The sequence below is a fragment of the Leptospira noumeaensis genome (assembly GCF_004770765.1).
GTDB lineage: Bacteria > Spirochaetota > Leptospiria > Leptospirales > Leptospiraceae > Leptospira_A > Leptospira_A noumeaensis.
In genome coordinates this window covers 1-23,875 of record NZ_RQFK01000028.1, presented here as the reverse complement: position 1 = coordinate 23,875, position 23,875 = coordinate 1, and the positions used below count along the sequence as shown (strand labels likewise).

General features: G+C 39.8%; 25 protein-coding genes. 16 read left to right on the top strand and 9 right to left on the bottom strand.

The window, feature by feature from the left end; genetic code table 11:
* From EHQ24_RS15355 to EHQ24_RS15340, 4 genes are read right to left on the bottom strand one after another with little or no spacing between them, the layout of a single operon-like run.
* Positions 1-420, bottom strand: coding sequence for an SRPBCC family protein (locus tag EHQ24_RS15355; RefSeq protein WP_135602517.1), 420 nt, complete (start codon positions 418-420; stop codon positions 1-3).
* The gene (locus EHQ24_RS15350; protein WP_135602516.1) at positions 421-768 is read right to left on the bottom strand and encodes an arsenate reductase family protein; all 348 of its coding nucleotides are present in this window, start codon (positions 766-768) and stop codon (positions 421-423) included. It lies immediately after the preceding gene.
* The gene (locus tag EHQ24_RS15345; RefSeq protein WP_135602515.1) at positions 765-1,004 is read right to left on the bottom strand and encodes a hypothetical protein; all 240 of its coding nucleotides are present in this window, start codon (positions 1,002-1,004) and stop codon (positions 765-767) included. The genes EHQ24_RS15350 and EHQ24_RS15345 overlap by 4 nt, the downstream gene beginning before the upstream one ends.
* Positions 1,005-1,043: 39 nt before the next feature.
* A complete protein-coding gene (locus tag EHQ24_RS15340) occupies positions 1,044-1,868 on the bottom strand; it encodes an LIC_11366 family protein (RefSeq protein WP_135602514.1) in 825 nt (274 codons plus the stop codon).
* A 35-nt stretch (positions 1,869-1,903) separates the two neighbouring features.
* Here EHQ24_RS15340 and asd point away from each other — a divergent pair, with 35 nt between their 5' ends.
* The 15 genes from asd (at position 1,904) to EHQ24_RS15265 (ending at position 18,077) form a co-directional block, all read left to right on the top strand.
* Positions 1,904-4,150 carry an archaetidylserine decarboxylase gene (gene asd / locus EHQ24_RS15335; protein WP_135602513.1) on the top strand — a complete coding sequence of 749 codons (2,247 nt, stop codon included), beginning with the start codon at positions 1,904-1,906 and terminating at the stop codon, positions 4,148-4,150.
* A gap of 1 nt (position 4,151) precedes the next feature.
* Positions 4,152-4,475 (top strand): DUF971 domain-containing protein, encoded by a 324-nt coding sequence (locus tag EHQ24_RS15330; protein ID WP_135602512.1) that lies wholly within the window; start codon positions 4,152-4,154, stop codon positions 4,473-4,475.
* A gap of 95 nt (positions 4,476-4,570) precedes the next feature.
* Positions 4,571-5,641 carry a flagellar motor switch protein FliN gene (gene fliN, locus EHQ24_RS15325; RefSeq protein ID WP_135602511.1) on the top strand — a complete coding sequence of 357 codons (1,071 nt, stop codon included), beginning with the start codon at positions 4,571-4,573 and terminating at the stop codon, positions 5,639-5,641.
* Positions 5,642-5,682: 41 nt separating this feature from the next.
* The gene (locus EHQ24_RS15320) at positions 5,683-6,426 is read left to right on the top strand and encodes a FliO/MopB family protein (RefSeq protein WP_135602510.1); all 744 of its coding nucleotides are present in this window, start codon (positions 5,683-5,685) and stop codon (positions 6,424-6,426) included.
* Positions 6,423-7,232: a flagellar type III secretion system pore protein FliP gene (fliP, locus tag EHQ24_RS15315; RefSeq protein WP_135602509.1), complete on the top strand. Its 810-nt coding sequence runs from the start codon at positions 6,423-6,425 to the stop codon at positions 7,230-7,232. The genes EHQ24_RS15320 and fliP overlap by 4 nt, the downstream gene beginning before the upstream one ends.
* Positions 7,229-7,492 carry a flagellar biosynthesis protein FliQ gene (gene fliQ, locus EHQ24_RS15310; RefSeq protein WP_002974890.1) on the top strand — a complete coding sequence of 88 codons (264 nt, stop codon included), beginning with the start codon at positions 7,229-7,231 and terminating at the stop codon, positions 7,490-7,492. The genes fliP and fliQ overlap by 4 nt, the downstream gene beginning before the upstream one ends.
* Position 7,493: 1 nt before the next feature.
* Complete coding sequence (gene fliR, locus EHQ24_RS15305) at positions 7,494-8,276, top strand: flagellar biosynthetic protein FliR (RefSeq protein ID WP_135602508.1); 783 nt, start codon at positions 7,494-7,496, stop codon at positions 8,274-8,276.
* Positions 8,273-9,523 (top strand): EscU/YscU/HrcU family type III secretion system export apparatus switch protein, encoded by a 1,251-nt coding sequence (locus EHQ24_RS15300; protein ID WP_244310466.1) that lies wholly within the window; start codon positions 8,273-8,275, stop codon positions 9,521-9,523. The genes fliR and EHQ24_RS15300 overlap by 4 nt, the downstream gene beginning before the upstream one ends.
* A 4-nt stretch (positions 9,524-9,527) precedes the next feature.
* Positions 9,528-11,642 (top strand): flagellar biosynthesis protein FlhA, encoded by a 2,115-nt coding sequence (locus EHQ24_RS15295; RefSeq protein ID WP_135602507.1) that lies wholly within the window; start codon positions 9,528-9,530, stop codon positions 11,640-11,642.
* A gap of 10 nt (positions 11,643-11,652) precedes the next feature.
* On the top strand, positions 11,653-12,624 hold the full coding sequence (gene dusA / locus EHQ24_RS15290; RefSeq protein ID WP_135602506.1) for a tRNA dihydrouridine(20/20a) synthase DusA: 972 nt from the start codon (positions 11,653-11,655) through the stop codon (positions 12,622-12,624).
* A gap of 334 nt (positions 12,625-12,958) precedes the next feature.
* Entirely contained in the window at positions 12,959-14,656 is a 1,698-nt protein-coding gene (locus tag EHQ24_RS15285; protein ID WP_135602505.1) for a DNA repair helicase XPB, read from the top strand.
* Between the two features lie 8 nt (positions 14,657-14,664).
* A complete protein-coding gene (locus EHQ24_RS15280) occupies positions 14,665-15,882 on the top strand; it encodes a pyridoxal phosphate-dependent aminotransferase (RefSeq protein WP_135602504.1) in 1,218 nt (405 codons plus the stop codon).
* 223 nt (positions 15,883-16,105) lie between these two features.
* A complete protein-coding gene (locus EHQ24_RS15275; protein WP_244310465.1) occupies positions 16,106-17,002 on the top strand; it encodes an SH3 domain-containing protein in 897 nt (298 codons plus the stop codon).
* A 29-nt stretch (positions 17,003-17,031) separates the two neighbouring features.
* The gene (locus EHQ24_RS15270) at positions 17,032-17,826 is read left to right on the top strand and encodes an alpha/beta fold hydrolase (RefSeq protein WP_135602503.1); all 795 of its coding nucleotides are present in this window, start codon (positions 17,032-17,034) and stop codon (positions 17,824-17,826) included.
* A 32-nt stretch (positions 17,827-17,858) separates the two neighbouring features.
* On the top strand, positions 17,859-18,077 hold the full coding sequence (locus EHQ24_RS15265) for a trypsin-like peptidase domain-containing protein (protein WP_135602502.1): 219 nt from the start codon (positions 17,859-17,861) through the stop codon (positions 18,075-18,077).
* Between the two features lie 87 nt (positions 18,078-18,164).
* Here the strand turns inward: EHQ24_RS15265 and EHQ24_RS15260 are convergent, their stop codons facing one another.
* Both EHQ24_RS15260 and EHQ24_RS15255 read right to left on the bottom strand, forming a co-directional pair.
* A complete protein-coding gene (locus EHQ24_RS15260) occupies positions 18,165-18,638 on the bottom strand; it encodes a Dps family protein (RefSeq protein WP_279632388.1) in 474 nt (157 codons plus the stop codon).
* Between the two features lie 21 nt (positions 18,639-18,659).
* Positions 18,660-19,277 (bottom strand): CsgG/HfaB family protein, encoded by a 618-nt coding sequence (locus EHQ24_RS15255; RefSeq protein WP_244310464.1) that lies wholly within the window; start codon positions 19,275-19,277, stop codon positions 18,660-18,662.
* A 129-nt stretch (positions 19,278-19,406) separates the two neighbouring features.
* On the opposite strand from EHQ24_RS15255, the gene EHQ24_RS15250 reads away from it, so the two are divergent.
* Entirely contained in the window at positions 19,407-20,321 is a 915-nt protein-coding gene (locus EHQ24_RS15250; RefSeq protein WP_135602500.1) for an alpha/beta hydrolase, read from the top strand.
* Between the two features lie 63 nt (positions 20,322-20,384).
* Here the strand turns inward: EHQ24_RS15250 and EHQ24_RS15245 are convergent, their stop codons facing one another.
* From EHQ24_RS15245 to EHQ24_RS19255, 3 genes are all read right to left on the bottom strand, one after another.
* Entirely contained in the window at positions 20,385-22,088 is a 1,704-nt protein-coding gene (locus EHQ24_RS15245) for a hypothetical protein (RefSeq protein ID WP_135602499.1), read from the bottom strand.
* Between the two features lie 10 nt (positions 22,089-22,098).
* Positions 22,099-23,127, bottom strand: coding sequence for an LA_0442/LA_0875 N-terminal domain-containing protein (locus EHQ24_RS15240; protein WP_135602498.1), 1,029 nt, complete (start codon positions 23,125-23,127; stop codon positions 22,099-22,101).
* A gap of 371 nt (positions 23,128-23,498) precedes the next feature.
* On the bottom strand, positions 23,499-23,669 hold the full coding sequence (locus EHQ24_RS19255; RefSeq protein ID WP_167483089.1) for a hypothetical protein: 171 nt from the start codon (positions 23,667-23,669) through the stop codon (positions 23,499-23,501).
* Positions 23,670-23,875 lie beyond the last annotated feature (206 nt).

The following is a 23,875-nucleotide window of genomic DNA, read 5'->3' as shown; positions in this document are numbered from 1 at the left end:
TTAAGATTCTAGGATTTTTTTTAAAGAAGATAAGTTTTGATACATCTGAGTTTTTAGATTCATTTTTACAAGACCTTCACTCAGTTTAAAAAGTCCTTGAAGTTCCATTTTGTCTTTGACAGTCAATAGGCAGCTACCATTAGAATCAGAAAATTCGTAACTATCGGTAAATGTCATCGCATTCGATTTACAACTAGCAACAATCAGTTTGTTTTCTATGATTTCTTGAATTGTATATGTTTCTGTTAAATTGAGAATCCCTAAATCTATTTTGACTTGATATTCTGTTCGTTCTTCGTTGATAACTTTCGAAGAAACAATACTCGAATTGTATAAACTTTGGTTTTCCATATTGCGGACATATAAGAATACATCCTTCACAGGTTTGTGAATTACGGTTTCAACGATTGTTTCGAGCATTTATTTTTTAGATTCTAAAATCCACTGTTTCCAAATTTCTGGGACAAATCCAATGGTGGCGCGTTTGCCATCTCTTACGATTGGTGTTTTGAAGAGGAGGGGGTTCGTCAGTAAGGCCTCTTCTTTATCGTATAACATGTATTTTAGATTTTTGTCTTCGTAAACTTTAGATTCTGTATCAATCAAATCATCCAAATTTACACTTCCTAAGATGGATCTGAGTTCCCCTTTGCTCATTTCTTTTTCTTGGAGATTGATAAACTGAAAATTCACACGTCGTTCCTGGAAGAACAACTGCGCCTTCTTAGTGTCTTTGCATTTTTTAGTTCCGAAGATTTGGAGGTTCATCCAAAAATAGACTTTTTGAAATCTTCTAAAAGAGGTTCCGATCCAGACAACATCAACTCAATTTGATCTTTGTCCAAATCATACATCACATGTGCTTGTAGATACTGGGTAAATTCTTCCGCAGTCACTTTTTTTGCATCGAAGTTTTCTTTTAGAAAGTTATACCAAGCGGCAAGGATGACTTTTTGGTGAGCCAGTTCTTTGATGCCAATGGTAATGATTTTAGAGGATTTCATGTAATTTTCTTAAAGCATGATACTTATCAGGAAGGATCGTCAATCTAAAAACCTTTGGAACACTGAAAAATAAAGAACCCATGATCCCGAATTCATATCCAACCTTCTAAAAGTTTGTGCAGTGCTCACAGTGGCATCAATGATTCTCGTGTCATCGATCACCCCGACCTTTCCATCTGCTCGTATATAAAAACTAGACAACTCCCCGTTGTAGTTCCCGCTAAACTTATCAATGGCGACGTGGTGGTATCCAAGTCCAATTTGAAAAAAAGTATCTTCGTATAACCTACGATTGATGGCAGTTTCTACACGGTAGGCAAGTCCACTCCCTCTAAGCCTTCCCCTCTGGTTGTAGTATCTCGTGTTGGGGGCGGCTTCTCCAATGGAGTAACCCCAAAGGTTCCAATCCGCTGAAGTAAAACCCACCCCTAGTCCGTTTTCCCATTCCCAATTGCGAAAGATGGGCATGTTAAAATAATACATCCCTAGGACATGATAGGAATAAATTTCCGAACGAAGTTTTGTATAATAAAGGTCACTTGTAACTTCTGTTAATTGGAGCATCTGCCAGTCATTTCTACCGACGACAAAACCCACCCTTGAACGTGAATCTAAAAGGAACCGAACAAAACCTTCGTAGAGGTCTGTGGATTTTCCACCGTTCAAACTGACACTGGAAAAAATAAGAGGGTTAAAGGTGGAAGAAAACTGTTTTAGGTCTCCATCAAAACGACCAGGCACTCGTTCCCCAGCTCCGTACCTCATTCCCACCTCGATCCCCGAAGGTTCCGCACTTAAAGAGAGGGAGTAAGCGGAAGAAATCATAAAAACCAAAAACGGAAGAATCACAATACATCTTGACATAACAATTTCATCCAATTTCGTGAGGAAGAACCAATATGGAAACACTCTTTCAAAACGGATCTAAGTTTAATCTGATTTTAGGATCTGACATTCTCAGCCCTTATTTCTATCTCATCCTGGTCGCCTCTATTTATTTGAGTTTTCGGTTAGGATTTCCGCAAATTCGTTTTCTCTTTTTGGCTCTCAAAATCCTTACCGGGAATATGGACTTCAAGGGTTCCAAGGGCCAACTCGTACATTCGCAAGCCTTCTTTGCAGGAATTGGTTCGTCTCTCCTACTTGGTTCTGTCATTGGAACCGCACTTGCCATTGCCTATGGTGGAATTGGTGTTCTCTTTTGGATCTGGGTGATGAGTTTGTTTGTGATGCCCATCCGCTTTGTTTCCTCGACACTTGCTGTTAAATTTAGAAACCAACTTCCCAGTGGCCGTTACCTTTCCGGTCCCATGTATTTTATTGAAAAAGCATTACGTGCCAAGTGGCTTGCTGTAGCTTTTTCTTTAGCAAGTCTTGTCACCGTGCTTTTGTTTGGTGGTATTTTCCCATTTGTTGGACTGACATATATCACAAAAGAAGGATTAAATCTTTCAGGGCTTTCCGGCCCCATCTCCATTTCCGTCATTTTACTTTTTATAGTCATCGGTGGAGTTAGGCGAGTTGGTAGAGCGGCTTCCATTTTGGCGCCCATAGGTATCATACTTTTTATTTTTGGATATGTTTCCTTGTTTTCCGGTGGGATGATTTCATTTTTTGGATTTTTATCTGATGTGACAAAAGAAGCATTTTCCATCAAAGCGCTGCAAGGTGGCGGTGCTTTTGGAGTTTTACGAGCACTATCTGCTTCTTTAAGTACTTTCTTTCTGTCTACAGAAACTGCAGTTGGAAAATCCTCTGGGATTGCTGGTGTGGTTCGTACTGATTATGCCGCAAAACAAGGGTTAGTGAGTATGCTCGCTTCCTTTTTTGAGGGTTTTGTAATGGCAACCCTTGTTGGATTTGTTTTGTATTCTTATGGAGCAGTCAATTTAGAAACCATTTTGGCTTTCCCCAACCGAATTTTAGAACAAAAGGAATCCTTACCTGCCATTTTATTTTTTGTTTCCTTTTTGTGTTTTGGAATTTTGAGTTTAGCTGGTTGGTTCTATAGTGGAGAACAAAACGCATTTTATGTATTTGGTGAAAAATTTGCCAATTTTTTTAGAATGTTGTTTATTGGATCCACACTTGGGTTTGCTTACCTTTATACAAAATACGGAATCGATGTTCTAAGCATTGTAATGCATTGGGGTTATATTGCGGCCGTCATCACAAGCATTCCTCTGTTAGTTTCCCTTATGTTGCTTGGGAAATCTGCCAATTTTGAACTCAAAAAATACCTGACGGAGTCGGGTGCAAGATACGAAATTTTCAAAGATATTTATCTTTTGTTTCTAACACTTCTTCCTAAAAATCTAATTTCTAAACTTTTTGGTTACTTCTCTATGTTTAAGTTACCACGGTTTATGATGATCCCTATTTTAAAGGCTTTTGCCAAAGCTTATAAAATCAATTTAAGTGAAGCAGAACTCGAAATCAAAGAATACGCATCACTCAATCAGTTTTTCACTCGTGCCCTTCGGGCCGAAGCAAGGATCATCGATTCAGCTGCCAATGCCGTGGTTTCTCCTACAGACTCTAAAATTACTAGTTTTGGAAATATCAACCAATCAACGATCATCCAAGCCAAAGGAATTGATTATTCCGTAAAAGAACTGTTAGGTTCCGAGAAATACTACCCATACTTCACTAATGGAAAATACATCACGTTTTATTTGTCACCTCAGGATTACCATCGTATCCACAGTCCGTTTGCGGGCCAAATTTTGGGTTATTATTATGAACCGGGAAAACTTTTCCCTGTAAACGATTTGGCGGTTCTAAACATCCGTGGGCTTTTCCCGAAAAACGAAAGACTCATCACCTTCTTACAAACCGAATACGGTAAAATTGCCGTGATCAAAGTTGGGGCTTCCAACGTAGGAAAGATCCGTGTCACTTATGACAATAAAATTGTGACCAACAATTGGATCCGTTTTGCGAAGGAACACCATTACAAAGACGTATCTATTATGATTGATAAAGGGTCGGAACTTGGCCGTTTTGAAATGGGATCTACCGTGATCCTAGTGTTTGAAAATGACACCATCGACTTGACAAACATCGCCCTTGGTGACAAAATTCAATACGGAACCACGGTTGGAAACTTTCGCTCCAAAACGACCAAACTACCGGTGAAAGCATAAAATGCCGAACTCACAACTTGCCACCTTCCCTAAAGAAATTTCTTTCGATGACGATTCGCTCTATATCGAATGGAAGGATGGGCATGGGTCGAAGTATTCTCTCCTCGACCTGCGAAAAAAATGCCCCTGTGCCACTTGCCGGGGTGGGCATGGCGGAAAAGTAGGGGACGCAACCGGTCACATCCAGTCCATCAAACTCTTGTCATGGACAAAAGTGGGCCGTTATGCGATTTCCATCGTCTGGAGTGACTACCACAACACGGGAATTTACTCCTACGACAACCTTCGGGCATATTCCGACGGATTCGAAAGTGCTTTTGACTGATTCCTTATACTTTTTGTCAATTCGGAAAAAAACTGAGTGACAAAAAGGTTCATATTATGTCTCATTATCCTAAGTTTTTCCGGAGATAAAAGGGTATGGGTGAAGGTTCACTCTCACAAGACGAGATAGACGCATTACTACAAGGCGCGGATGATACATTCGACCTCTCTTCTTTAAGTGGCGCCGCAAGTTCGTCATCGGACAACCTATCTCCTATTGACCGTGACATTATATCTGATGTGATCGGCTCTGCATTCCAGGTGGCGGGGAACACACTTGGCACGATCTTGGCAAAAAACACTCGTTTTATGAACCCTGCCACCGAATCGAGCTCCTCGGCCGATATCCAAAAAGAACTGGGCAGTAAGTCCGTCAGTTTATTCTCAACCATTAGCGGAAGTTTGGCGGGACGAGTTTGTCTCATTATGGCCCAAGAAAACGCCGCAAAAATTGCAGGTGTGATGATGGGGGGAATGACTCCTCCCGGTCAACTTGACAATGCTCAACTCCAAACATTAAAAGATTCACTTGCTCCAATCCTCGGAACGGTTACCGCACAAATTGGTATGAAACTTGGTGGCACTATGTCAGGGAACCCACCTGAAATTGCTCTTGTGAATTCAGGACGGGATCTACAACTCCCAGATGACAGTAGTTTGGTGAAAACATCCCTCAGTTTGAATATTGATGGAGTTGGCTCTTTTAAAGTATATTACGTAATCGCATTATCTATGGCAAACTCCATCCTTGATATCCAAAAAGGTGGGGGCCAAAAACAACAACAACAGTCCGGCGGGATGAATGTCAACATGCAACCCAATATGGGTATGGGTGGTGGCCAGGGATCTGTTGGAATCAAAGGTGTTAATTTTCCATCTCTTGCTACAGCAGGTGGTGGCCCTGGACAAACAAACCTCAACCTCCTTATGGATGTGCAAATGGCACTGACAGTGGAACTTGGAAGAACCAAAATGTACATCAAAGATATTTTGGGTTTGGGTGAAGGTTCCATCATCGAACTAGATAAGTTAGCTGGTGAGCCAGTGGATTTACTTGTAAACGGCAAACTCATCGCTAAAGGTGAGGTTGTGGTCATCGATGAAAACTTTGGGGTTCGTGTTACCGATATCGTAAGTCCTACAGACAGACTCAAAGGCGAGAAATGATCAGATTTTTTCAGAGAAACCTTAAACAAAAGGGGCAAGTTATGTACTTTTGCCTCATCCTTGTTTTTGTTGTTTCTCCTCTCGTTTCCCAAAATGTGGAAACCAAGGAACTTGACCAAATCCTTCGCCAAGAATTGGGAGATTCTAAAGCAAAACCAGCGGATCCCAGTAATTCTAATCCGGCTCCTAAGTTCGAAGGATCCTCTAACTCTGATAAAGCGAAAGGCGAAGAGAGCCAAAAAGTTTCGGAAGAAACCAATTTAATCCAAGAAAGGTATGCGGAAAATCCAGACGATTCCCCTTCTGCGACCTGGATTTTACTAAAGATTTTATTTGTCCTCGCTATCCTTGTGGGAGCGGGTTATTATTTAATTCTACAAATGCAAAAAACAAAATCTGCTAAATACCCTGTGAAAGGGTTTATGAAGGTTTTGTCTAGTTTGCCACTTTCTGCTACGCAATCCGTACAAATTGTGGAAGTGGGTGGTCGTACACTGGTGCTCGGTGTTGCTGATGGATCTGTGAGTTTACTTACTGAAGTAACTGCTCCCGATGAAAAATCACAAATCCAAAAGATGAAAGAGGAAGCAGATCCTTACGTTCCTAATTTTTTAGAAACAGTTCTCGAGAGTTTACAATCCAAGGCTCAAAGAAAAATCCGAATCAACCCTTCCAAGATGGAAAGTTTGGAATTTGATGGGGCGGCTGAAATCCAAAGAAAGGCCAAAGAAGGTTTGGAGCGGCTACGCAAACACCGTGAATTATTAGAGGGAGGGGAATCGTGAGACCTCGATTTTTTTCCTTCGTTAAGAGACATAAATCTATTATTTTTCTCATTGGGATTCTGTTTCTCATCACGGCTGGTGGGTTTACAGGGCTTATGGCGCAGGACAAAGGTTCCAGAATTCCGATTCCCAATTTATCATTTAACGTAAATGAGGCGAAGGGGCCAAAAGAAACAAGTTTGTCTCTGATGATCCTTTTTTTAGTTACCATTCTATCTTTGGCACCTGCCATTGTGATGAGTGTGACTTCCTTTACTAAGGTTGTGATTGTGTTTGATTTTGTGAGAAGGGCTCTTTCTTTACAAAACTTACCACCAAACCAGGTGATGATGGGGCTTGCTCTTTTTGTTACTTTTTTCATTATGGCGCCTACCATTGGTAAGGTGAATGACGAAGCCCTCCAACCTTACTTAAATGGGAAAATTGACCAAACGGCAATGATTGAAGGATCGATGAAACACCTTCGTCAATTTATGATCCGTCAACTCGGGAAAGATGGAACCAAAGACGTAGCCCTGTTTTTAAAAATTGGAAAAGTACAAAACGTAAAATCATTCGAAGATGTTCCTTCTTATGTTTTAGTTCCCGCGTTTATGCTGAGCGAAATCAAAAAAGCATTTATCATTGGTATTTATATCTTCATTCCGTTTATTGTCATCGATTTGATTGTTGCATCGGCCCTCCTTGCTATGGGTTTTATGATGTTGCCACCGGTAATGATTTCTCTCCCACTCAAACTTATCCTTTTCATTTTGATTGATGGATGGAACTTACTAGTGTTAGAACTTGTGAGGAGTTATAAATGACAGAAGTCGACGTAGTCAATTTACTCCGGGAAGCATTCATAGTTACGTTAAAAATATCTAGTCCCATTTTGATTACGGCACTGGTTGTGGGACTAATCGTTGGTATTTTACAAACAACAACATCCATCCAAGAGCCAACCATTGCCTTTGTTCCTAAACTTGTTTCTATTTTTGCTGTGATTGTATTTTTTTCAGCATGGATGGTACGAGTGATGACGGACTACACCAGAGAAATTTTTTTTATGATAGAAAAGATATGATATGGAAGCATTTGTTTTACACTTTCAATCTTTTCTTTTTGTTTTAGTTCGACTGCTCGGACTTTTCCTTGTAGCACCATTTTTTTCTTCCGAATCGATCAATTTTTCACTTCGGATGATTTTTTCTTTTATGGTTTCTCTCATTGTTTATCCTGTTGTCGCAACGTATATGCCGCCTGTTCCCGGCCATATGGTAAACTTTGGAATTCTGATCATCTCAGAAATGTTAATCGGTATCTTTCTTGGATTTCTCGTATCACTTGTGTTTGCTGCCTTTCAAATGGCTGGAGAATTTTTTAACAATCAAATTGGATTTGGGTATACGGAAATTTTAGATCCAGTCACACAAAACTCACTTCCTGCCATTGGTACAATGAAAAACCTTATGGCAACGGCACTTTTTCTTGTGATTGGGGCTCATCGGTTCCTTATCGAAACTTTGGCTTATTCTTTTGAAAAAATTCGAATCATTTCTTTTACAGCTAAAGTAAATGCTGGTTTATACAAACTCATCGAAGATGCAATTGGAGCCATGTTTGTGGTTTCGTTTAAAATTGCTCTTCCTGTGATGGGGATATTATTTTTGGTTTCGTTAGCAGAAGGCCTTATGGGTAAAGCTGCTCAACAAATGAATGTGATGTCCATGTCTTTTCCACTCAAAGTTTTTATTGGAACACTGACTCTCATTGCGACTCTCACTTTCATTGCCACACAAATGGTGCAAGGGATTCAAATTTCTATGGATAAGGCCAGTTTACTCATCCGGGAGTGGCCAGAACTATGAAAGATTGGATGCGGATTGTATTTGCTTTTGAGAACACCGAGTTTGGTTCTTGGATCAAATCATTGTTTGGTGATCTTGGTTTGAACCTATTTTTTTTCAAACCAAACGTACAAACAGAAGTTTTGTTAGCTGATACTCGTTTGGCTACTGGATACTATGAAATCCAACTCCAACTTTTTGCCGCAGCGGATGAAGGGAGAACCGAGCCGCCGAGTGAAAGGCGTAGGCGAGAAGAAAAAGAAAAGGGTAACGTTCCTAAATCCAATGAAGTGGCATCCACTTTGGTTTTGTTAGGTGGGACGGGTGTTCTTTTTATTTTGGGTGATACATTTATTCGTAATACTGCCATTTTTATTAAAAAATACCTTCCTATGGGTATGAAACTAGACAGGTTTGGAGCAGAAGAGTTCCGGGTGATTCTTTCCGGTGTTTCTCGTGATTTTTTTAATCTTCTTTGGCCTGTTCTTGCGATTACCCTTGTTTTTGCCGTTGTGGGAAATGTGGTTCAAGTTGGATTTATGTTTTCACCTCGTGCCTTAGCGTTTCGGTTTGATCGGATTAAACCCAATTTTAAAAGGGTATTGCCTAACCGCCAAACATTGTTTAATTTGCTTAAGTCTTTGGCTAAGGTTGTGATGATCGGTGTCATCAGTTACATATTAATTTCTGGAGATTTTCTCAAAGTACTTTTGACAGGGAATATGGGGATGATGCAGGCCATCTCACTCATTACTTACTCTGGATTTAAGATTATGATGGCCGCCGGACTTTTGTTACTTGGGATTGCCGTCGCAGATTTTTATTTTCAAAAATCGGAATTTGAAGATTCACTCAAACAAACTCCTTCGGAAGCCAAACGAGAGATGAAGGAAGATTCCGGAGATCCTGTGATGAAAAATCGTAGGATGCAACTGGCTCGTGACATGATGCAAGGCAATATGTTACGTGAAGTCCCGAAAGCTGACGTTGTCATTACCAATCCCACACATTATTCTGTGGCATTATCTTATGAGATGGGAAGAGACTCTGCGCCTCGTGTGATTGCTAAAGGTGAAAACCGCCTAGCACTCGAAATAAGAAGGATTGCTCGTGAAAACGATGTTCCTATAGTAGAAAGTCCCAAACAAGCTCGTCTTTTGTATGCGCAGGTTGAAGTGGGTCAGGAAATACCGCAAGAGTTCTTCAATGCAGTGGTGCAAATCCTCATCACTCTTGAAAAGTTTAGAAAAAAAGTAGGAATGGGATAAGCGAATGAACTTTAGAGACATACTCAAACAATCCGATTTAGTTTTAGGTGTGGGAACACTAATGATTCTGGCAATGCTCATTGTCCCTTTGCCAGGGTTTATCTTAGACGTTCTAATTGTTGTGAGTATTGGGCTTGGACTTCTAATACTCATGACAGCGCTATCAGTAACTGAACCAAGTGAGTTTTCCATTTTCCCAAGTTTATTACTAATTACTACCTTGTTTCGGTTAGCGCTCAACGTTTCGACGACAAGACAGATTTTATCCAAAGGTCCTGCAATGAACTCTAGTGTCATTGAAGCCTTCGGAACCTTTGTTGTGGGTGGAGAATCGGGACTTGGTAAGTATGTTGTGGGGCTCATTATCTTTATTATCTTAACCATTGTACAGGTGTTAGTCATCACAAAAGGTGCGACTCGGATCTCGGAAGTGGCAGCAAGGTTTACACTCGATGGATTGCCGCAAAAACAAATGTCCATTGATATGGAACTAAACAGTGGGGCAATTACCGAAGCAGAGGCCAAGGTAAAACGAAAAAAAGTCCAACGCGAAGTTGATTTTTATGGGGCTATGGATGGAGCATCCAAGTTCGTACAAGGGGATGTAAGAGCAGGGCTTATCATCACGGCAATCAATTTGATTGGAGGGATTCTTATTGGTTCTACCATTCGTGGGGAATCCTTTCTCGCATCCATTGAAACTTATGGAAAGTTTACGATTGGAGATGGACTTGTTTCCCAAATTCCAGGTCTACTTTCTACAACTGCCACTGGTATCATTGTTACAAGATCCAGTTCAGAAAAGAAACTGACTGTGGAGATCAAAGACCAACTTTTTGGAAATGCAAAAACATTGTATGTCGTTGCGGGCGCTCTTGGAATGGCAAGTCTCATTCCTGGACTTCCCTTTTTCTCTCTCCTCTTTTTAGCTGGTGCGATTGGGTATTTGGGTTATTCCATAGAAAAAGTAGCAAAAGAAGAAATCAAAAAAATTGAAAACGTTACCCAGGAAAAAGTCCAAGAGAAAAAACCAGAAAACTATATCAAAGAAATTTCTGTAGAAGCCATTCAAGTAGAGCTTGGTCGCGATTTACTTCCGTTAGTGGATGCTTCATCTGGTGGGCATTTACTCGAACAAATTGCTAACACTCGTAAAAAATTTGCCATTGATTTTGGGCTTGTGATCCCAGCCATTCGGATCATAGACAATTTAGAAATCCCTCATGATAACTATAGCATTCGTATCAACGGAGTGGTTGTTGGTCAATCTGCAGTGAAAGCAGATCGTTTGATGGCCATGAACAATACTTCCAGGAATTTGGAAGCCATCATTGGAGAACCATTTACGGAACCTGCATTTGGTTTGAAAGCAACCTGGATTGATCCAAATGATAAAATTGAAGTAGAGAACAAGGGTTATTCGGTGGTGGATCCTTCCACTGTCATCATCACTCATTTGAAAGAATTAATTTCTAATTATGCATCACAGCTTCTCGGAAGAGAAGAGGTGAAGGCACTTCTCGAACATTTACGACAAACTCATCCCACTCTTGTGGGTGAATTGGATTATGATAAACAAGGTCGTCTTGGGATCATCCAACAAACCTTACAGAATCTTTTGGCAGAGGGACTTTCCATTAAAAACCTTCCCAAAATTATGGATGCCATTGCAAATCATCTCACACGCACTAACAATCCGTTTGATTTGGCAGAACATGTAAGGCAAGCATTGTCTCGCCAAATCATCAATGACTTCCTTTCTCCTGATGGAAAGTTACATGTGGTGACCATTGATCCAAGGATCATTGATCGTATGAATAAAAGTATCACTCTAGATGAAACGGATGGAAGTAAACTCATCATCCTTCCTCATGATGTTCGTGTGAGAATTTTGGAGTCAGTTTATAACGAATTACAAAAGGCATTGGATGAAAACAGATTCCTGATTTTTGTGGTTTCTAGATACCTCAGACAAGCGTTTGCATTCTTTTTGACAAAGGAACTACCCCCCAGGAACTTTGCAGTAATTGCTTCTGAAGAGATCCATAGAGGGGTTCCGACAGAAATCGCTTCGGTTTTAAGCCTTCCATCCAGAGAGGAACACCCACAAGAAGCATAGGAGAATATTTTTGACAAGTCCCGTTCCATCGTATCGCATATCTGTTGCTCCGATGATGGACTGGACGGACAGACATTTCCGCTTTTTTATCCGGCTTATCTCCAAACACGCATTACTTTATACGGAGATGGTGACCACAGGTGCCATCCTTCGTGGAAAAGACAATCACAGATACTTAGACTTTTCAAAAGAAGAACATCCCATAGCTCTCCAGTTAGGTGGAGATTCACCAGAAGCTCTGGCTGAATGTGCCAAAATCGGGGAAGATTATGGGTATGACGAAATCAATCTCAACGTTGGTTGCCCATCGGACCGGGTGCAAAGTGGAAGTTTTGGTGCTTGCCTGATGAAAGAACCAGAACTTGTGGCAGAGATGGTGGCGGCCTGCAAATCTAAAGTAAAAGTTCCTGTCACCGTCAAACACCGAATTGGTGTGAATGGAAAAGAAAGTTATGAAGATTTATTCCATTTTGTTTCCAAAATTAAGGAAGCAGGTGTGGATCATATCATCGTTCATGCAAGGATTGCTATTTTGGAGGGGCTTTCTCCGAAAGAAAATCGAACAATTCCTCCGCTACGATACGCAGATGTATATAAACTAAAAAATGATTTTCCTGGATTACCAATGACTATCAACGGGGGGATCAAAACTCATACAGAGATCAAAGAGCACCTAGCGAAAGTAGATGGAGTGATGATAGGGCGGGCCGCCTACGACAATCCATTTTTGTTTCACGAAGTGGATCAATTTTACTTTGGTTCCATGGAAAATCCTCCTTCGAGAGAAGAAGTGCTAATAGAACTAATCTCTTATATTCGGTTGGCTCTAAAAAAAGAGGGAAAAGTGCACCATATCCTTAGGCATATTTTGGGTCTTTTTCATGGAGAAAAGGGAGCCCGGGAATATCGAAAATTTCTCACAGACCGAATGCATCTAACAGGTGCCAATGAATCTATTTTACGGGATTATTTGAAGCGTTAAGGATCCGTAGGGCGTAAGGCCAGCGTATCGTCTAACGACGAGAAGCTGGCGGGAGCGTAAGCGCACCCCGGAGTGAGCCTGACCCTTGGAAAATGAGAGTGGGAAACAAAAATCCAATTGGGAACGCCCATAAAAAACAAAATCAGTCAATCTAAAAAAAATAATTTAAAAGGCGTAGAGTAACTTTAATTAGACGGTTCGCTACTCAACTTTGTTCCAAATATTCTGGATTTGCCTGAAAAACATGGCGAAAACACTTCGAAAATCTATTAAAATCAAATGAGTTGACAGGGCGGTTTCTCTTCCCAGCCTGGTTAAATTGAGAGGGAATACCATGACCAAACCACTCACCGTACAAAGTGATAAAACAATGCTTCTTGAGGTGGATAACCCAGAATTTGAAGCCTGTCGGGACCTCATTGCCAAATTCGCAGAGCTTGAAAAAAGCCCGGAATATATGCATACTTACCGCATCTCTCCACTGTCTTTGTGGAATGCCGCATCCATCAAAATGACTGCAGATGAGATCATCGAAGGTTTAACTAAGTTTGCACGTTATTCCGTTCCTAAAAACGTAATGAATGAAGTGAGAGAACAAATCTCTCGTTACGGAAAAGTAAAACTGGTAAAAGAAGAATCTGGGGAATTGTATATCATTTCCAACGAAAAAGGATTCATCACAGAAATTGCAAACAACCGCGCGGTTCAACCCTTTGTGGATGGAATGGAAGGTGATAAAATTCGTATTAAAAAAGAATATCGTGGTCACATCAAACAAGCGTTAATCAAAATTGGTTTCCCTGTCGAAGACCTTGCGGGTTATGATGAAGGGAATAAATATCCATTTAACTTACGCCCTGTTACCATCAGTGGTATAAAATTCGGAATGCGTGACTACCAAAGAGCATCGGTCGAAGCCTTTCATGCCGGTGGACGTAACGAAGGTGGATCGGGTGTGGTTGTATTACCTTGCGGTGCGGGAAAAACCATCGTGGGTATGGGGGTGATGCAAATTGTTGGAGCAGAAACTCTCATTCTTGTAACGAACACTTTGTCCATTCGCCAGTGGAGAAATGAAATTTTAGACAAAACAGATATCCCTGAGTCTGATATTGGTGAGTATTCGGGTGAGATGAAAGAAATTAAACCCATAACAATTGCTACTTATAACATCTTAACTCATAGAAAGAAAAAAGGTGGGGACTTCACACATTTTCATATCTTCAGTGCGAACAACTGGGGACTGATTGTGTATGATGAGGTTCACTTATTACCAGCTCCTGTTTTCCGTATGACATCGGAACTCCAAGCCAAACGTAGGTTAGGTCTTACGGCAACTCTTGTGCGTGAAGATGGACTCGAAGAAGATGTATTCTCACTTATTGGTCCTAAAAAATACGATGTACCATGGAAGGAGCTTGAAGCAAAGTCTTGGATTGCAGAAGCTAATTGTGTGGAGATTCGTGTTCCTATGGAAGATGACCTTCGTATGAAATATTCTGTTGCGGATGACCGTGAAAAATTCCGTTTGGCATCAGAAAATCCTGAAAAACTTCGGGCGATTAGTTATATCCTAAAAAAACATTCCACTAACAACATTTTGGTGATTGGACAGTATATCAATCAGTTAGAAGAGATTTCCAATACTTTCAAAATTCCTTTGATTACGGGAAAAACTCCTCTTCCTGAAAGACAAGAACTCTACCAAGCCTTCCGTACAGGACAAATCAAACAACTTGTGGTTTCTAAGGTGGCAAACTTTTCTATCGACTTACCAGATGCAAACATTGCCATCCAGGTATCGGGAACCTTTGGTTCGAGACAAGAAGAGGCGCAGCGTCTAGGACGAATCCTTCGTCCGAAATCCCAAGACAATACCGCTATTTTTTACTCGTTAATTTCGCGTGATACTAACGAAGAAAGGTTTGGTCAAAACAGACAACTCTTCCTCACCGAACAAGGGTATGAATACGAAATTTATACTTTGGATCAGTTTAAAGAAACAGTTCCAGAGGAATCACTCACTAAATAGAGGACAAAATGAAACTTGTAGCAAAACGACTGGATGTCGTAGAACCTTCTCCCACTCTCGCGATCACTGCCAAAGCCAATCAGTTGAAAGCGAGTGGACTTGATGTGGTTGGATTTGGAGCAGGGGAACCTGACTTTGATACACCGACACATATCAAAGAAGCTGCTAAAAAAGCAATGGACCAAGGAAAAACCAAATACACTCCTGTGAGTGGAACGGTTTCCTTAAAAGATGCCATCATTCGTAAGTTTGAAACAGAAAACGGATTAAAGTACGAAAAGAATCAAATCATTGTGGGAACAGGTGGAAAACAGGTTCTTTACAATTTTTTTATGGCAACTTTAAATCCGGGAGACGAAGTCATCATTCCTGCACCGTATTGGGTAAGTTATGCGGACATCGTTCGTTTGGCGGAAGGAACTCCTGTGATTGTATCCACTGATATTTCCAGTGGATTTAAAATCACAGCGGATCAATTGGAAAAAGCCATCACTCCGAAAACTAAGGTATTTATTTTTAATTCCCCTTCCAATCCAACGGGGGCGGCTTACACTCGTGCGGATGTCGAAGCACTTGTAAGGGTACTAGAACCAAAAGATATCATTACAGTTTCGGATGATATCTACGAAAAAATCATTTATGATGGATTGGAATTTGTAAATCCTGCAATGATCTCCGAGAAAATGAAGGAAAAAACCTTTGTCATCAATGGAGTGTCCAAAGCATACTCAATGACAGGTTGGAGGATTGGATACGGTGCAGGAAATCCAGAGATTATAAAAAACATGGATACCATGCAAGGCCAGTCCACAAGCAATGCTTCTTCCATTTCACAAGCAGCAGCAGAGGCCGCACTTTCGGGAGATCAAACTCCCGTTGCGGATATGCTCAAAGCTTTTGACAAACGCCGTAAACTGATCGTGGGACTTTTACGTGAGATCCCAGGTGTGGAATGCCGGATGCCAGAAGGTGCTTTTTACGCCTTCCCTTACATCACGGGTGTTTACGCAACTCCTGGGTTCAAAAGACTCCTCGCAGAGAAAAAAGAATCTTCTTACTCAAAACTATTTTGTGATGTGCTCCTCGACAAATACAATGTCGCAGCGGTGCCGGGCATTGCCTTCGGGGATGACAAAGCCATTCGATTGTCGTATGCGTTAGGTGATAAGGACATTGAAAAAGGTGTCGCTCGGATCAAACAAATGGTTGAGGACTTACAAAAGTAAAATGAAACCTGCCCCTTTGCCGAAATATCTTCGAAGAGGGGCTCTGTTTTTTTATCTAATGGTAAATTGGCGAAGGAAAAATATTTTTCGCTCTCGATTTTTTAGTATTTCTTTTCTTTCTATTTTGATGGTCTTTATACTGAAGACCGGTTCCCTGGAATCAGTTCCAACCATCCGAGAAAAATCCAAACAAATTAAACCTTCCGAACTTCTGCGAAGAGATTTGCAGTCACAAATTGTCATTCCTGTGATTGGTCTCAACTTGCATTTGTTTGCTGACCAAAAAAGTGATGTATTACGCAAATTAAAATTTGGAGAACCTGTTTCTTTTGATAAGGATTCTCTGGAAAGTCCCAAAGAAGATTGGATCCCTGTAAAGTTAGAAGATGGTCTTTCTGGATTTATCAAACGATCCGTAGTTCGTTCTGTTCCACCAAAACAATACCTACCAACTTTGTTATTTGAAGCAGAACGGATGATTCTTTCTAATCAAATTGATTTTTCATCAAAACAAGAGATTACCGATACAATTTTTGCAATTTCTTCGACAGGTAAATTTACTGGAGATGATTTTATTTTTATACGAGCCAAGGCTGGATTTTTCTTAAAAAAAACAGTGGATCTTATGAATGAAAAGGGAATCAAACCAGATAATGATCCGGGAACACTCGAGTTTTTAAAACACCACCAAACTAAGTTACTATATGATTATAACTCTGGAAAATACTATGTAGATTCCAATTATTTTTGGAAACTTCTGGAGTCTTATCCTAAGACCAAACATTCGGATTACGCAGGTTATTTGGCAACAGAAAGTATGCCGAATGCAGAATGCGCAGCCGATTTAAAATGTCGTTTGGAAGAGATAAGAAAGGGAAAACTTCGATACATTTATCTTTTTCCTAATGGCAATTATATCAATTTGTATACTAAAGATATAGTTTCCAATTTACAATCGATGACAAAAGACCCAGATTCCATTCCTTGTTTTGTGCCGGTGGGTGAAGGAATTAAATCTGAAATTAATCAGATGATCCGATATGCATCGGAAATTGGGCCTAGAGAAAAAAAACAAATCCTTCCTCATTTACAAATTCTTAAAAAAGAATGTTTTCGATAACTGTCACCTGAACTCTTAGGAAAGTTTTAATGAAATTAAGTTACAAACTCTATCCTTTCCAAGTAAATTCCGAAAACCAGAAATCAATCGGTGATATCATTATCTTACATGGGTTATTTGGTTCATCCAAAAACTGGGTCACAGTCGGAAAGTATCTCTCAAACTTTGGTTCTGTTTATACACTCGACCAAAGAAATCATGGAGAATCTCCTCATACAAACGAACATTCCATCAAACTGATGTCAGAGGATTTAGAAGAATTTTTATCCGATCATCAAATCAAAGAGCCAATTTTACTTGGGCATTCTATGGGTGGACTTGTTGCGATGTACTTTGATTTTACCCATCCAGGATTTTTGAAGGAACTCATCATCCAAGACATCGCACCCAGATCTTATCCTTTTGCTTACGATAAAGAAATTCAGGCGATGTCTTTTCCTTTGGATGGATTTTCATCCAGAAACGGTATTGATGCGGAGATGGCGAAGTATTTACCTGATACATTCATTCGCCAATTTTTGCAGATGAGTTTGGAACGTATGGATTCGGGAGAATATCGTTGGAAACTCAATGTGGCAGGACTAAATCAGGCAAGGCGAGTGTTTGAAGATGTTTTTTCTGAAATTGTATCTTCCAAAACAAAAACTCTTTTTTTGATTGGAGGTAATTCGGAATATATTTCAAAAGACGACTTGGATTTGATTGAAAAAAAATTTTCCAATCTACTCATTAAAACCATTCCTGGTGGCGGCCATTATATCCACTTCACTCATCAAAAAGAGTATTTGGAAATTTTGAGAGAAGATCTTTCGTTAATTTCTTGAAATAGAATACCGCATAACGGATGTTTATCGTTATGAAAGCAATTTTACCTTTTTATTTTTCATTTATCTTATCTCTGTGTTTTTCTTGTAAGTTGGATTCCAAAAATCCCAACCAAAACATCTTTACGAATTATGTTTCGCGGACAGTTTCTATCTCGATTGAAAACAAGGATTTACTTGGGAAAAAACGTTGGACTGGATCTGGATTTTTAATTTCTAAAGATGGTTATGTTCTGACTTGTGCTCATTGATTGGGAATTATCAAAAAAAGTTAATAGTCCGAGTTGGTTGTAAGCGGTTAAGGAACAGTAGTCTAGAATTGACTACTGTTCAAATTTTTAATCTTCGAGTAACGAACGTAACATCCAAGCAGTTTTTTCGTGAATGTCCAAACGTTGTGTGAGTAGATCCAAGGTGGCTTGGTCATTTCCTTTTTCGGCAGGTTCGTAAGCGGCACGTGCTGTGCGGATCACTGCTTCATTACCTTCCACTAGTCTTCTAATCATGTCTGTTGCCTTTGGAACTTCTTTGTCTTCGGAAATGCTAGAATATTTTGCGAATTCCCACCCGCCCATAGGAGCATAATAACCTAAGGATCGAATTCTTTCGGCAATAGGGTCAATTGCATTCCAAAGTTCTGTGTATTGAGTCATAAACAAAATATGTAGAGTTTGAAACATAGGCCCTGTAACATTCCAATGGTAACTATGTGTTTTCTGATACAAAGTGTACGTATCAGCTAAGAGTTTTTTTAAAGACTCTGAGATCGCACTTCTTTCTTCTTCTGGGATTCCAATGTTAATTTTCATTATTTGTCCTTTATTTTAAATAGATTATTTCTTTAGTTCGGATACAATTCGTCCCACTAGACTTTCTGCTACGAAATCGTATTCGCTAGTAGAGAGTAAAATGTCTTCCCGACTCCAAATAAGTCCCAGTCCCAAACTATATTGCAAAAGTCGGATTATAGTCCAGTCTGCACCTGGTTTTTTACGTGCATTTACGATTACATGTCCCGATTCTATATGAACTATTTTTAATGAAACTGTGTCCACGAGATTGGGGATAAGTTTTCCTTTTTCATCATACTTTTTGAGAGCAGAACCTCTTCCAAATATGAGCGCATCAACACCTAATACTTTTCCCAAACGAACGGCTGTTTGTGTATCAATGATTCCTGTTTTAGAAAAACTTTGTTCATTGACAACTTTGGAAAGTTGTTCCCTTTCGATGACTTTGATGGGAAGATTTTTTGCAATTTGTAACGATACGGCGTCGGTGAATTCGTCACCCCATTTCGCTTCTTCTATATCAAAAAGTAAAATAGCTACTTTGGTAATTCCCAAATCCGCTTTTCCTGAATCAGGGTATTGGATTGCAGCATCCATCGTGCGACAGTTTGCAAAGGAAAGGCTTAGGAGGAGGGATAGGCACGCTAAATATGGTTTCATAGATTTCCTTTAGAAATGGGGGGAGGATCATAGGCAGGCAATTCTTTTTCGCACTAAAATCGAACATTTTGGAAAATTCGCTTTTCTGATTGTGGTCTCTCCTAGATTTTTCCAACTAGGCTTCCTTTAATGAAAAAGATTCTCAGTACATTTATTATTTTTTTCACCTTTTTTTTGCTAGGTGCAGGTTACTATTTTTCATCTTCCATTGTATCCTTTCCCGTAACAACTTTAGAGGAAGACAAAACAAGATTAAAAATTGAATCCGTTGCCGATTTTGGACTTCCGGAACCGGAATCCATTCGATTCCAAAATGGAAGTTTACGACTTCGAGGTTGGTATTTCAAAAATCCAAAAAAGAAAAAATGTGGGGTCGTTTTGCTTCACGGGCATACGAGAACCCGTTACGGTGTCCTCAAGTATGCGCCTCTGTTTTGGAAAAGAGGTTGTAGTTTGTTTGCTTATGATGCGAGGCATCATGGTGAAAGTGCCGGAGAGCACGGAACATACGGTTTTTATGAAAAACAAGACCTAGAACGCGCCATTGAATTTTTTTCTGAGATTAGCACAGTTCCCGAAGAACAAATTGGAATTATGGGAGCTTCCTTTGGAGCTGCTACGGCTTTGCAATATGCAGAAGGACGAAATGATTTTGCTTTTGTAATAGCGGACTCCCCGTATATGGATATGCGTTCGATTGTCGAAAAAAGAGCTGTTGATTTATATTCACCTCTAGTTTTATTTTTATCTCCGATTGCCCTATCGATTGCAGAATTACGGGCGGACTTTCTTGTGGATGAAGTATCCCCTAAGAAGGCAGCAAAATCTATAGTTTTACCAGTGTTACTCATTCATTCTAAAACAGATGAATTCACACCCGTATCTCATTCCGAAGAAATCTTTCAAAATTTAAAATCAAATCGAAAACAATTACTAGTTACTGATTGGGGGGCTAAACATTGTAAGTCGATTGACCTTCGTTATGACGAATACGAATCAGTGGTGAATACTTTCCTAAAAGAGAATACTTCTTTTCCGAAGTAAATATTTGGAAAGGATAATATTGGCTTTGGATTAATCCACCTATTGATTGATAGGTGGATAATGTTATCGGATTTTGATTAATCGTGGTAGGCTTTCCCAAGTTCCGTCGTCGTTAGTGAAATGAGTGAGGTAGACAGGTCTTGAGTCAATGCCAGTACCTGCATAAATATTCCAGGTTAAGTTTAATTTACCGTTGGCAGATTGAAATTGCTCCAGACTATAGAGGGGTGAACTGAAATAGGTTGGAATTGACCCAACCGTTGTGGCACTAGAAAAAGCATCTGTTGATTTGTAAATTACTAGAGTTGGAGCAGAAAATAACGCATTGTTGGAGAGAATCATATAATCAGAGTTGAGAGATCCTTTGATAGCTCTTAATATCGAATCAGTGGACGTAGTCGAAGTAGAAATTCCAGAAATGGGAGAAGAGTTTCTTGAAATTGTTGGATTAGAAAAGGAGTAAGAACCTGTAGGGAAGGTATAGCCATTGTATGGTGGAGTACCATTTGCCAATGCAATTAATTTACCTTTGTATGAGAATACATTTGATTCGAAATTAACGCCAGTAGCATCGAAGTTAATCATATTAATGGAAAGGTCAGACATTCGAATGGTTCTAGTCGGTAATGGATTTACTGTTAAAGTTAGAGAGGTTGGACATTGGAGATAAGCATTACCATTGTCATTAAAAACTTGGTATCCTGCAAAATGGCGTTCTGGTGTTGCAATTGCACAACTAAATCCAGCATTTAAATCATTCGTAGTAATAGAATCAAAGCTAATTAGAGTGGGACGGTAATTTGTTGAAAAATAGGGAGTTACAACAAATCTTCCATTCCCTACATAGAGTGCTGGGTATAACCAAGAATTATCATTTTGGGTAAACAAGTTATAGTTAGTCGGAAGTGCTAATGTTTCTACTGTCACTGAGGATGGTGTGGAAAAAGTTGGAATTCGAAGGACTAAATTTTTGTTGGATGTGTAAGTGCCTGACAGATCTGTTTGTTCTGATAGGAAAAACACATACTGATTTCCATCAAAAGTTGGTTGGGATATTTTTAATAATTTTTGCGTTGCTCCTTTTGTATTAATGGATACGCCATCGATAGCAATGACTTGGTCATAATTTTCACCATCAATACTTGAAATTATATAACCCCTGTTTTCGTTATCCGTGCTAGAGATATAAGAAGTTTGCGTTTGGATGTAAAGAAATTGTCGACCGTTTGCAGAACCGAGTGGAACAAGGGAACCGTATGATGCCATCCGATTACGGTAGTTTGCTAAGTCTTCAAGAATGACTTGGGTGGCTCCGGTTTGGCTTAAGATCGAAAATGATTGTTTGGTGATCCCATTATAAATTCGAAATTTTGCTGTTCCTACAATTACGTTACTTGAATTTTTAACGGTGAGATTCGCAATTCCTCTTTCGCTAAAAAATAAAAAACCTCTACCTGACGTATCTAAAGTCACAGTCAACGGTTGAATATTTTCTCCATAGGGAGAGGTTGGAATTCCATTTTCATCTGCTTCGTTAAAAACTGAATATTCAACAGTTCCCGTGCTATATGGTGTTCCATTGGAATCGGTAAACTTCATAAAGGCAACAGTTTGGCTACAGGTATTGAATGCATCGGCCAAGGCGAGATACCGAAGTAATGTTTGTAAAGATCCTAAATCTTGTGAAGGGTCTAGGTCAGAAGGTTTAAATATTTTGCATTGTAAGGAAAATATAAGAACTAAGATTGTTAAAACTAATTTTTTCATTAGAAGCTCCTTAAAACAGAATGGAATATCGGACTTCCGCATAGACTGAATTGGTTTGTGGTCGAATTCCTGTTATTGTATAAGGTTTGTCCCAACCTGTATCGAAGTCCAATCCCTCGCGGATTTGTTTTCCTCCAGTGGTGACACTGGGACGTTCCGGATAACGATCTGTTCCAATCATAAACGCATGGATTAAGTTTGTGATATAGATAATTCCAGCAGTTCCAAGCCCTGCAAGGTATTTGGTATTGGCTGCTTTGGCACTATCTTTGCTTTTGGCAATGAAATCATCAGTAATAGAAGTTTCAATGATTCCTGCAAATAATTCTGAGGGGAGGCTGATATTTTGAGCATTGAATCTTGTTCCAGGCCCAACAATCTGATTGAGAAGGATCATTGTATCGTAATGTGATTGGGCGTTTTTTTCTTCGGTACGAAGCGGACCAAGAGTATAAAATAAAGTTCCAAAGAACATTGTGCTAAATGTTCCTGCCGATGTATAATAACCACCGCAAAGTTGCCCCCATCCTGGAATGAGTGCTGATCGCCAAATTAAAGCTAGTCGACCACCACACTCAGATGCTGCCGGTGAGGGGCCAAGTTTTCTTGTGGCTAACCATTCTGCTTCTGCCTTGGCTTCTTTTTCGGCCTCGGTTTCTTTATCTTTTTCTTCGGTGAGTTTGGTTTGCTCTGCAAGTTTGGCTTCTTCTTCTAATCTTTTTTGTTCTTTGGCTTCAGCGATCAAACGTTCCTTTTCTAATTTTGCTTTTTCTTTCTCTTCTTTATCCTTTAGTTTCTTTTCTTCTGCGATGCGAATTTTTTCTGCTTCTTGTTCATTTAAGTCTTTATAAACAACTTTTAGGATTTGAGATTTAGATAGGGTTTGTGGCCCTTCTGGAGTTTGAACTGTGAGTCCGCTTTCATTTTGATCCGTAACTTTGCCCTTTAGGGTCTTTCCATTTTTAAGAATGACGGTATTGACCGCAAAAAGTGGAGAAGTGAATAGGATGAGGAAAGATATAGTGAATGTTTTTTTCATAGATAGGAATTCATTCCAAGTTCATGAAATTCTTACATTGAATCAAGATATTGCAAGAGAATTTTGGGGGTAAGGGCGGTGGGCGTATCGCTCCTGTCGGGTTACCGTTGTTTTGGCGGAGGAAGGGTATGGTTACATGCAGTTTAACGTTAGGTATTAGTGAGTACAATCACCCCGCCCTGATTGTAGGGTGGGGAACTAGACCCGCCACCCAATGGCTTCCTTCTACCACAGAACGCTCATTCCATCAAACAGAACTGCAATCCCTCAAAATATTTTTCCCCAAAGTTCATAGTTCTATCACACACAAGCTTTCCCACAGAGATATAAACTCATTCAACCACCAAACAACCCCCATCCGGCTTCTTCCATCAAACAAACTTTAAGTTAGAAAAGAAGATGTAATTTGTTTCTATCATAGAAACAGCAAAATCCAACTCAAGTGTGCCGCCGCACAATATAACAATCAATAGTCGAATAGTTCGTTCTTGGAACTCCACCAGCAATCCTCCGTTAGCTTTTTTGTTATCGCCGCCAATCATTTGTTAATTGCCGCATTCCCCCTTCTCTTCTGCCTCCTGAATTATGTCTCATAACCTCTATCATCACACCGAAACTTATATAAAAAAATCTTATCTTTCTTCCATGAACCACGAACTTTTTTATAAAACTGTGTTGACCGCTTGGGTTTTGAAATTACTTTGGTTTTTACCGCACGAATCTTTAGCGATTCATGAAACCGGTAGTA

Coding starts and splice junctions, on each gene's coding strand:
- EHQ24_RS15245 (WP_135602499.1), bottom strand. CDS start 22,088: ATGAAAAAATTAGTTTTAACAATCTTAGTTCTTATATTTTCCTTACAA.
- EHQ24_RS15320 (WP_135602510.1), top strand. CDS start 5,683: ATGTACTTTTGCCTCATCCTTGTTTTTGTTGTTTCTCCTCTCGTTTCC.
- EHQ24_RS15255 (WP_244310464.1), bottom strand. CDS start 19,277: ATGAAACCATATTTAGCGTGCCTATCCCTCCTCCTAAGCCTTTCCTTT.
- EHQ24_RS15345 (WP_135602515.1), bottom strand. CDS start 1,004: ATGAAATCCTCTAAAATCATTACCATTGGCATCAAAGAACTGGCTCAC.
- EHQ24_RS15270 (WP_135602503.1), top strand. CDS start 17,032: ATGAAATTAAGTTACAAACTCTATCCTTTCCAAGTAAATTCCGAAAAC.
- EHQ24_RS15265 (WP_135602502.1), top strand. CDS start 17,859: ATGAAAGCAATTTTACCTTTTTATTTTTCATTTATCTTATCTCTGTGT.
- fliN (WP_135602511.1), top strand. CDS start 4,571: ATGGGTGAAGGTTCACTCTCACAAGACGAGATAGACGCATTACTACAA.
- fliQ (WP_002974890.1), top strand. CDS start 7,229: ATGACAGAAGTCGACGTAGTCAATTTACTCCGGGAAGCATTCATAGTT.
- asd (WP_135602513.1), top strand. CDS start 1,904: ATGGAAACACTCTTTCAAAACGGATCTAAGTTTAATCTGATTTTAGGA.
- EHQ24_RS15350 (WP_135602516.1), bottom strand. CDS start 768: ATGAACCTCCAAATCTTCGGAACTAAAAAATGCAAAGACACTAAGAAG.
- fliR (WP_135602508.1), top strand. CDS start 7,494: ATGGAAGCATTTGTTTTACACTTTCAATCTTTTCTTTTTGTTTTAGTT.
- EHQ24_RS19255 (WP_167483089.1), bottom strand. CDS start 23,669: ATGATTGGCGGCGATAACAAAAAAGCTAACGGAGGATTGCTGGTGGAG.
- EHQ24_RS15280 (WP_135602504.1), top strand. CDS start 14,665: ATGAAACTTGTAGCAAAACGACTGGATGTCGTAGAACCTTCTCCCACT.
- EHQ24_RS15285 (WP_135602505.1), top strand. CDS start 12,959: ATGACCAAACCACTCACCGTACAAAGTGATAAAACAATGCTTCTTGAG.
- EHQ24_RS15295 (WP_135602507.1), top strand. CDS start 9,528: ATGAACTTTAGAGACATACTCAAACAATCCGATTTAGTTTTAGGTGTG.
- EHQ24_RS15250 (WP_135602500.1), top strand. CDS start 19,407: ATGAAAAAGATTCTCAGTACATTTATTATTTTTTTCACCTTTTTTTTG.
- EHQ24_RS15355 (WP_135602517.1), bottom strand. CDS start 420: ATGCTCGAAACAATCGTTGAAACCGTAATTCACAAACCTGTGAAGGAT.
- EHQ24_RS15340 (WP_135602514.1), bottom strand. CDS start 1,868: ATGTCAAGATGTATTGTGATTCTTCCGTTTTTGGTTTTTATGATTTCT.
- EHQ24_RS15240 (WP_135602498.1), bottom strand. CDS start 23,127: ATGAAAAAAACATTCACTATATCTTTCCTCATCCTATTCACTTCTCCA.
- EHQ24_RS15300 (WP_244310466.1), top strand. CDS start 8,273: ATGAAAGATTGGATGCGGATTGTATTTGCTTTTGAGAACACCGAGTTT.
- EHQ24_RS15330 (WP_135602512.1), top strand. CDS start 4,152: ATGCCGAACTCACAACTTGCCACCTTCCCTAAAGAAATTTCTTTCGAT.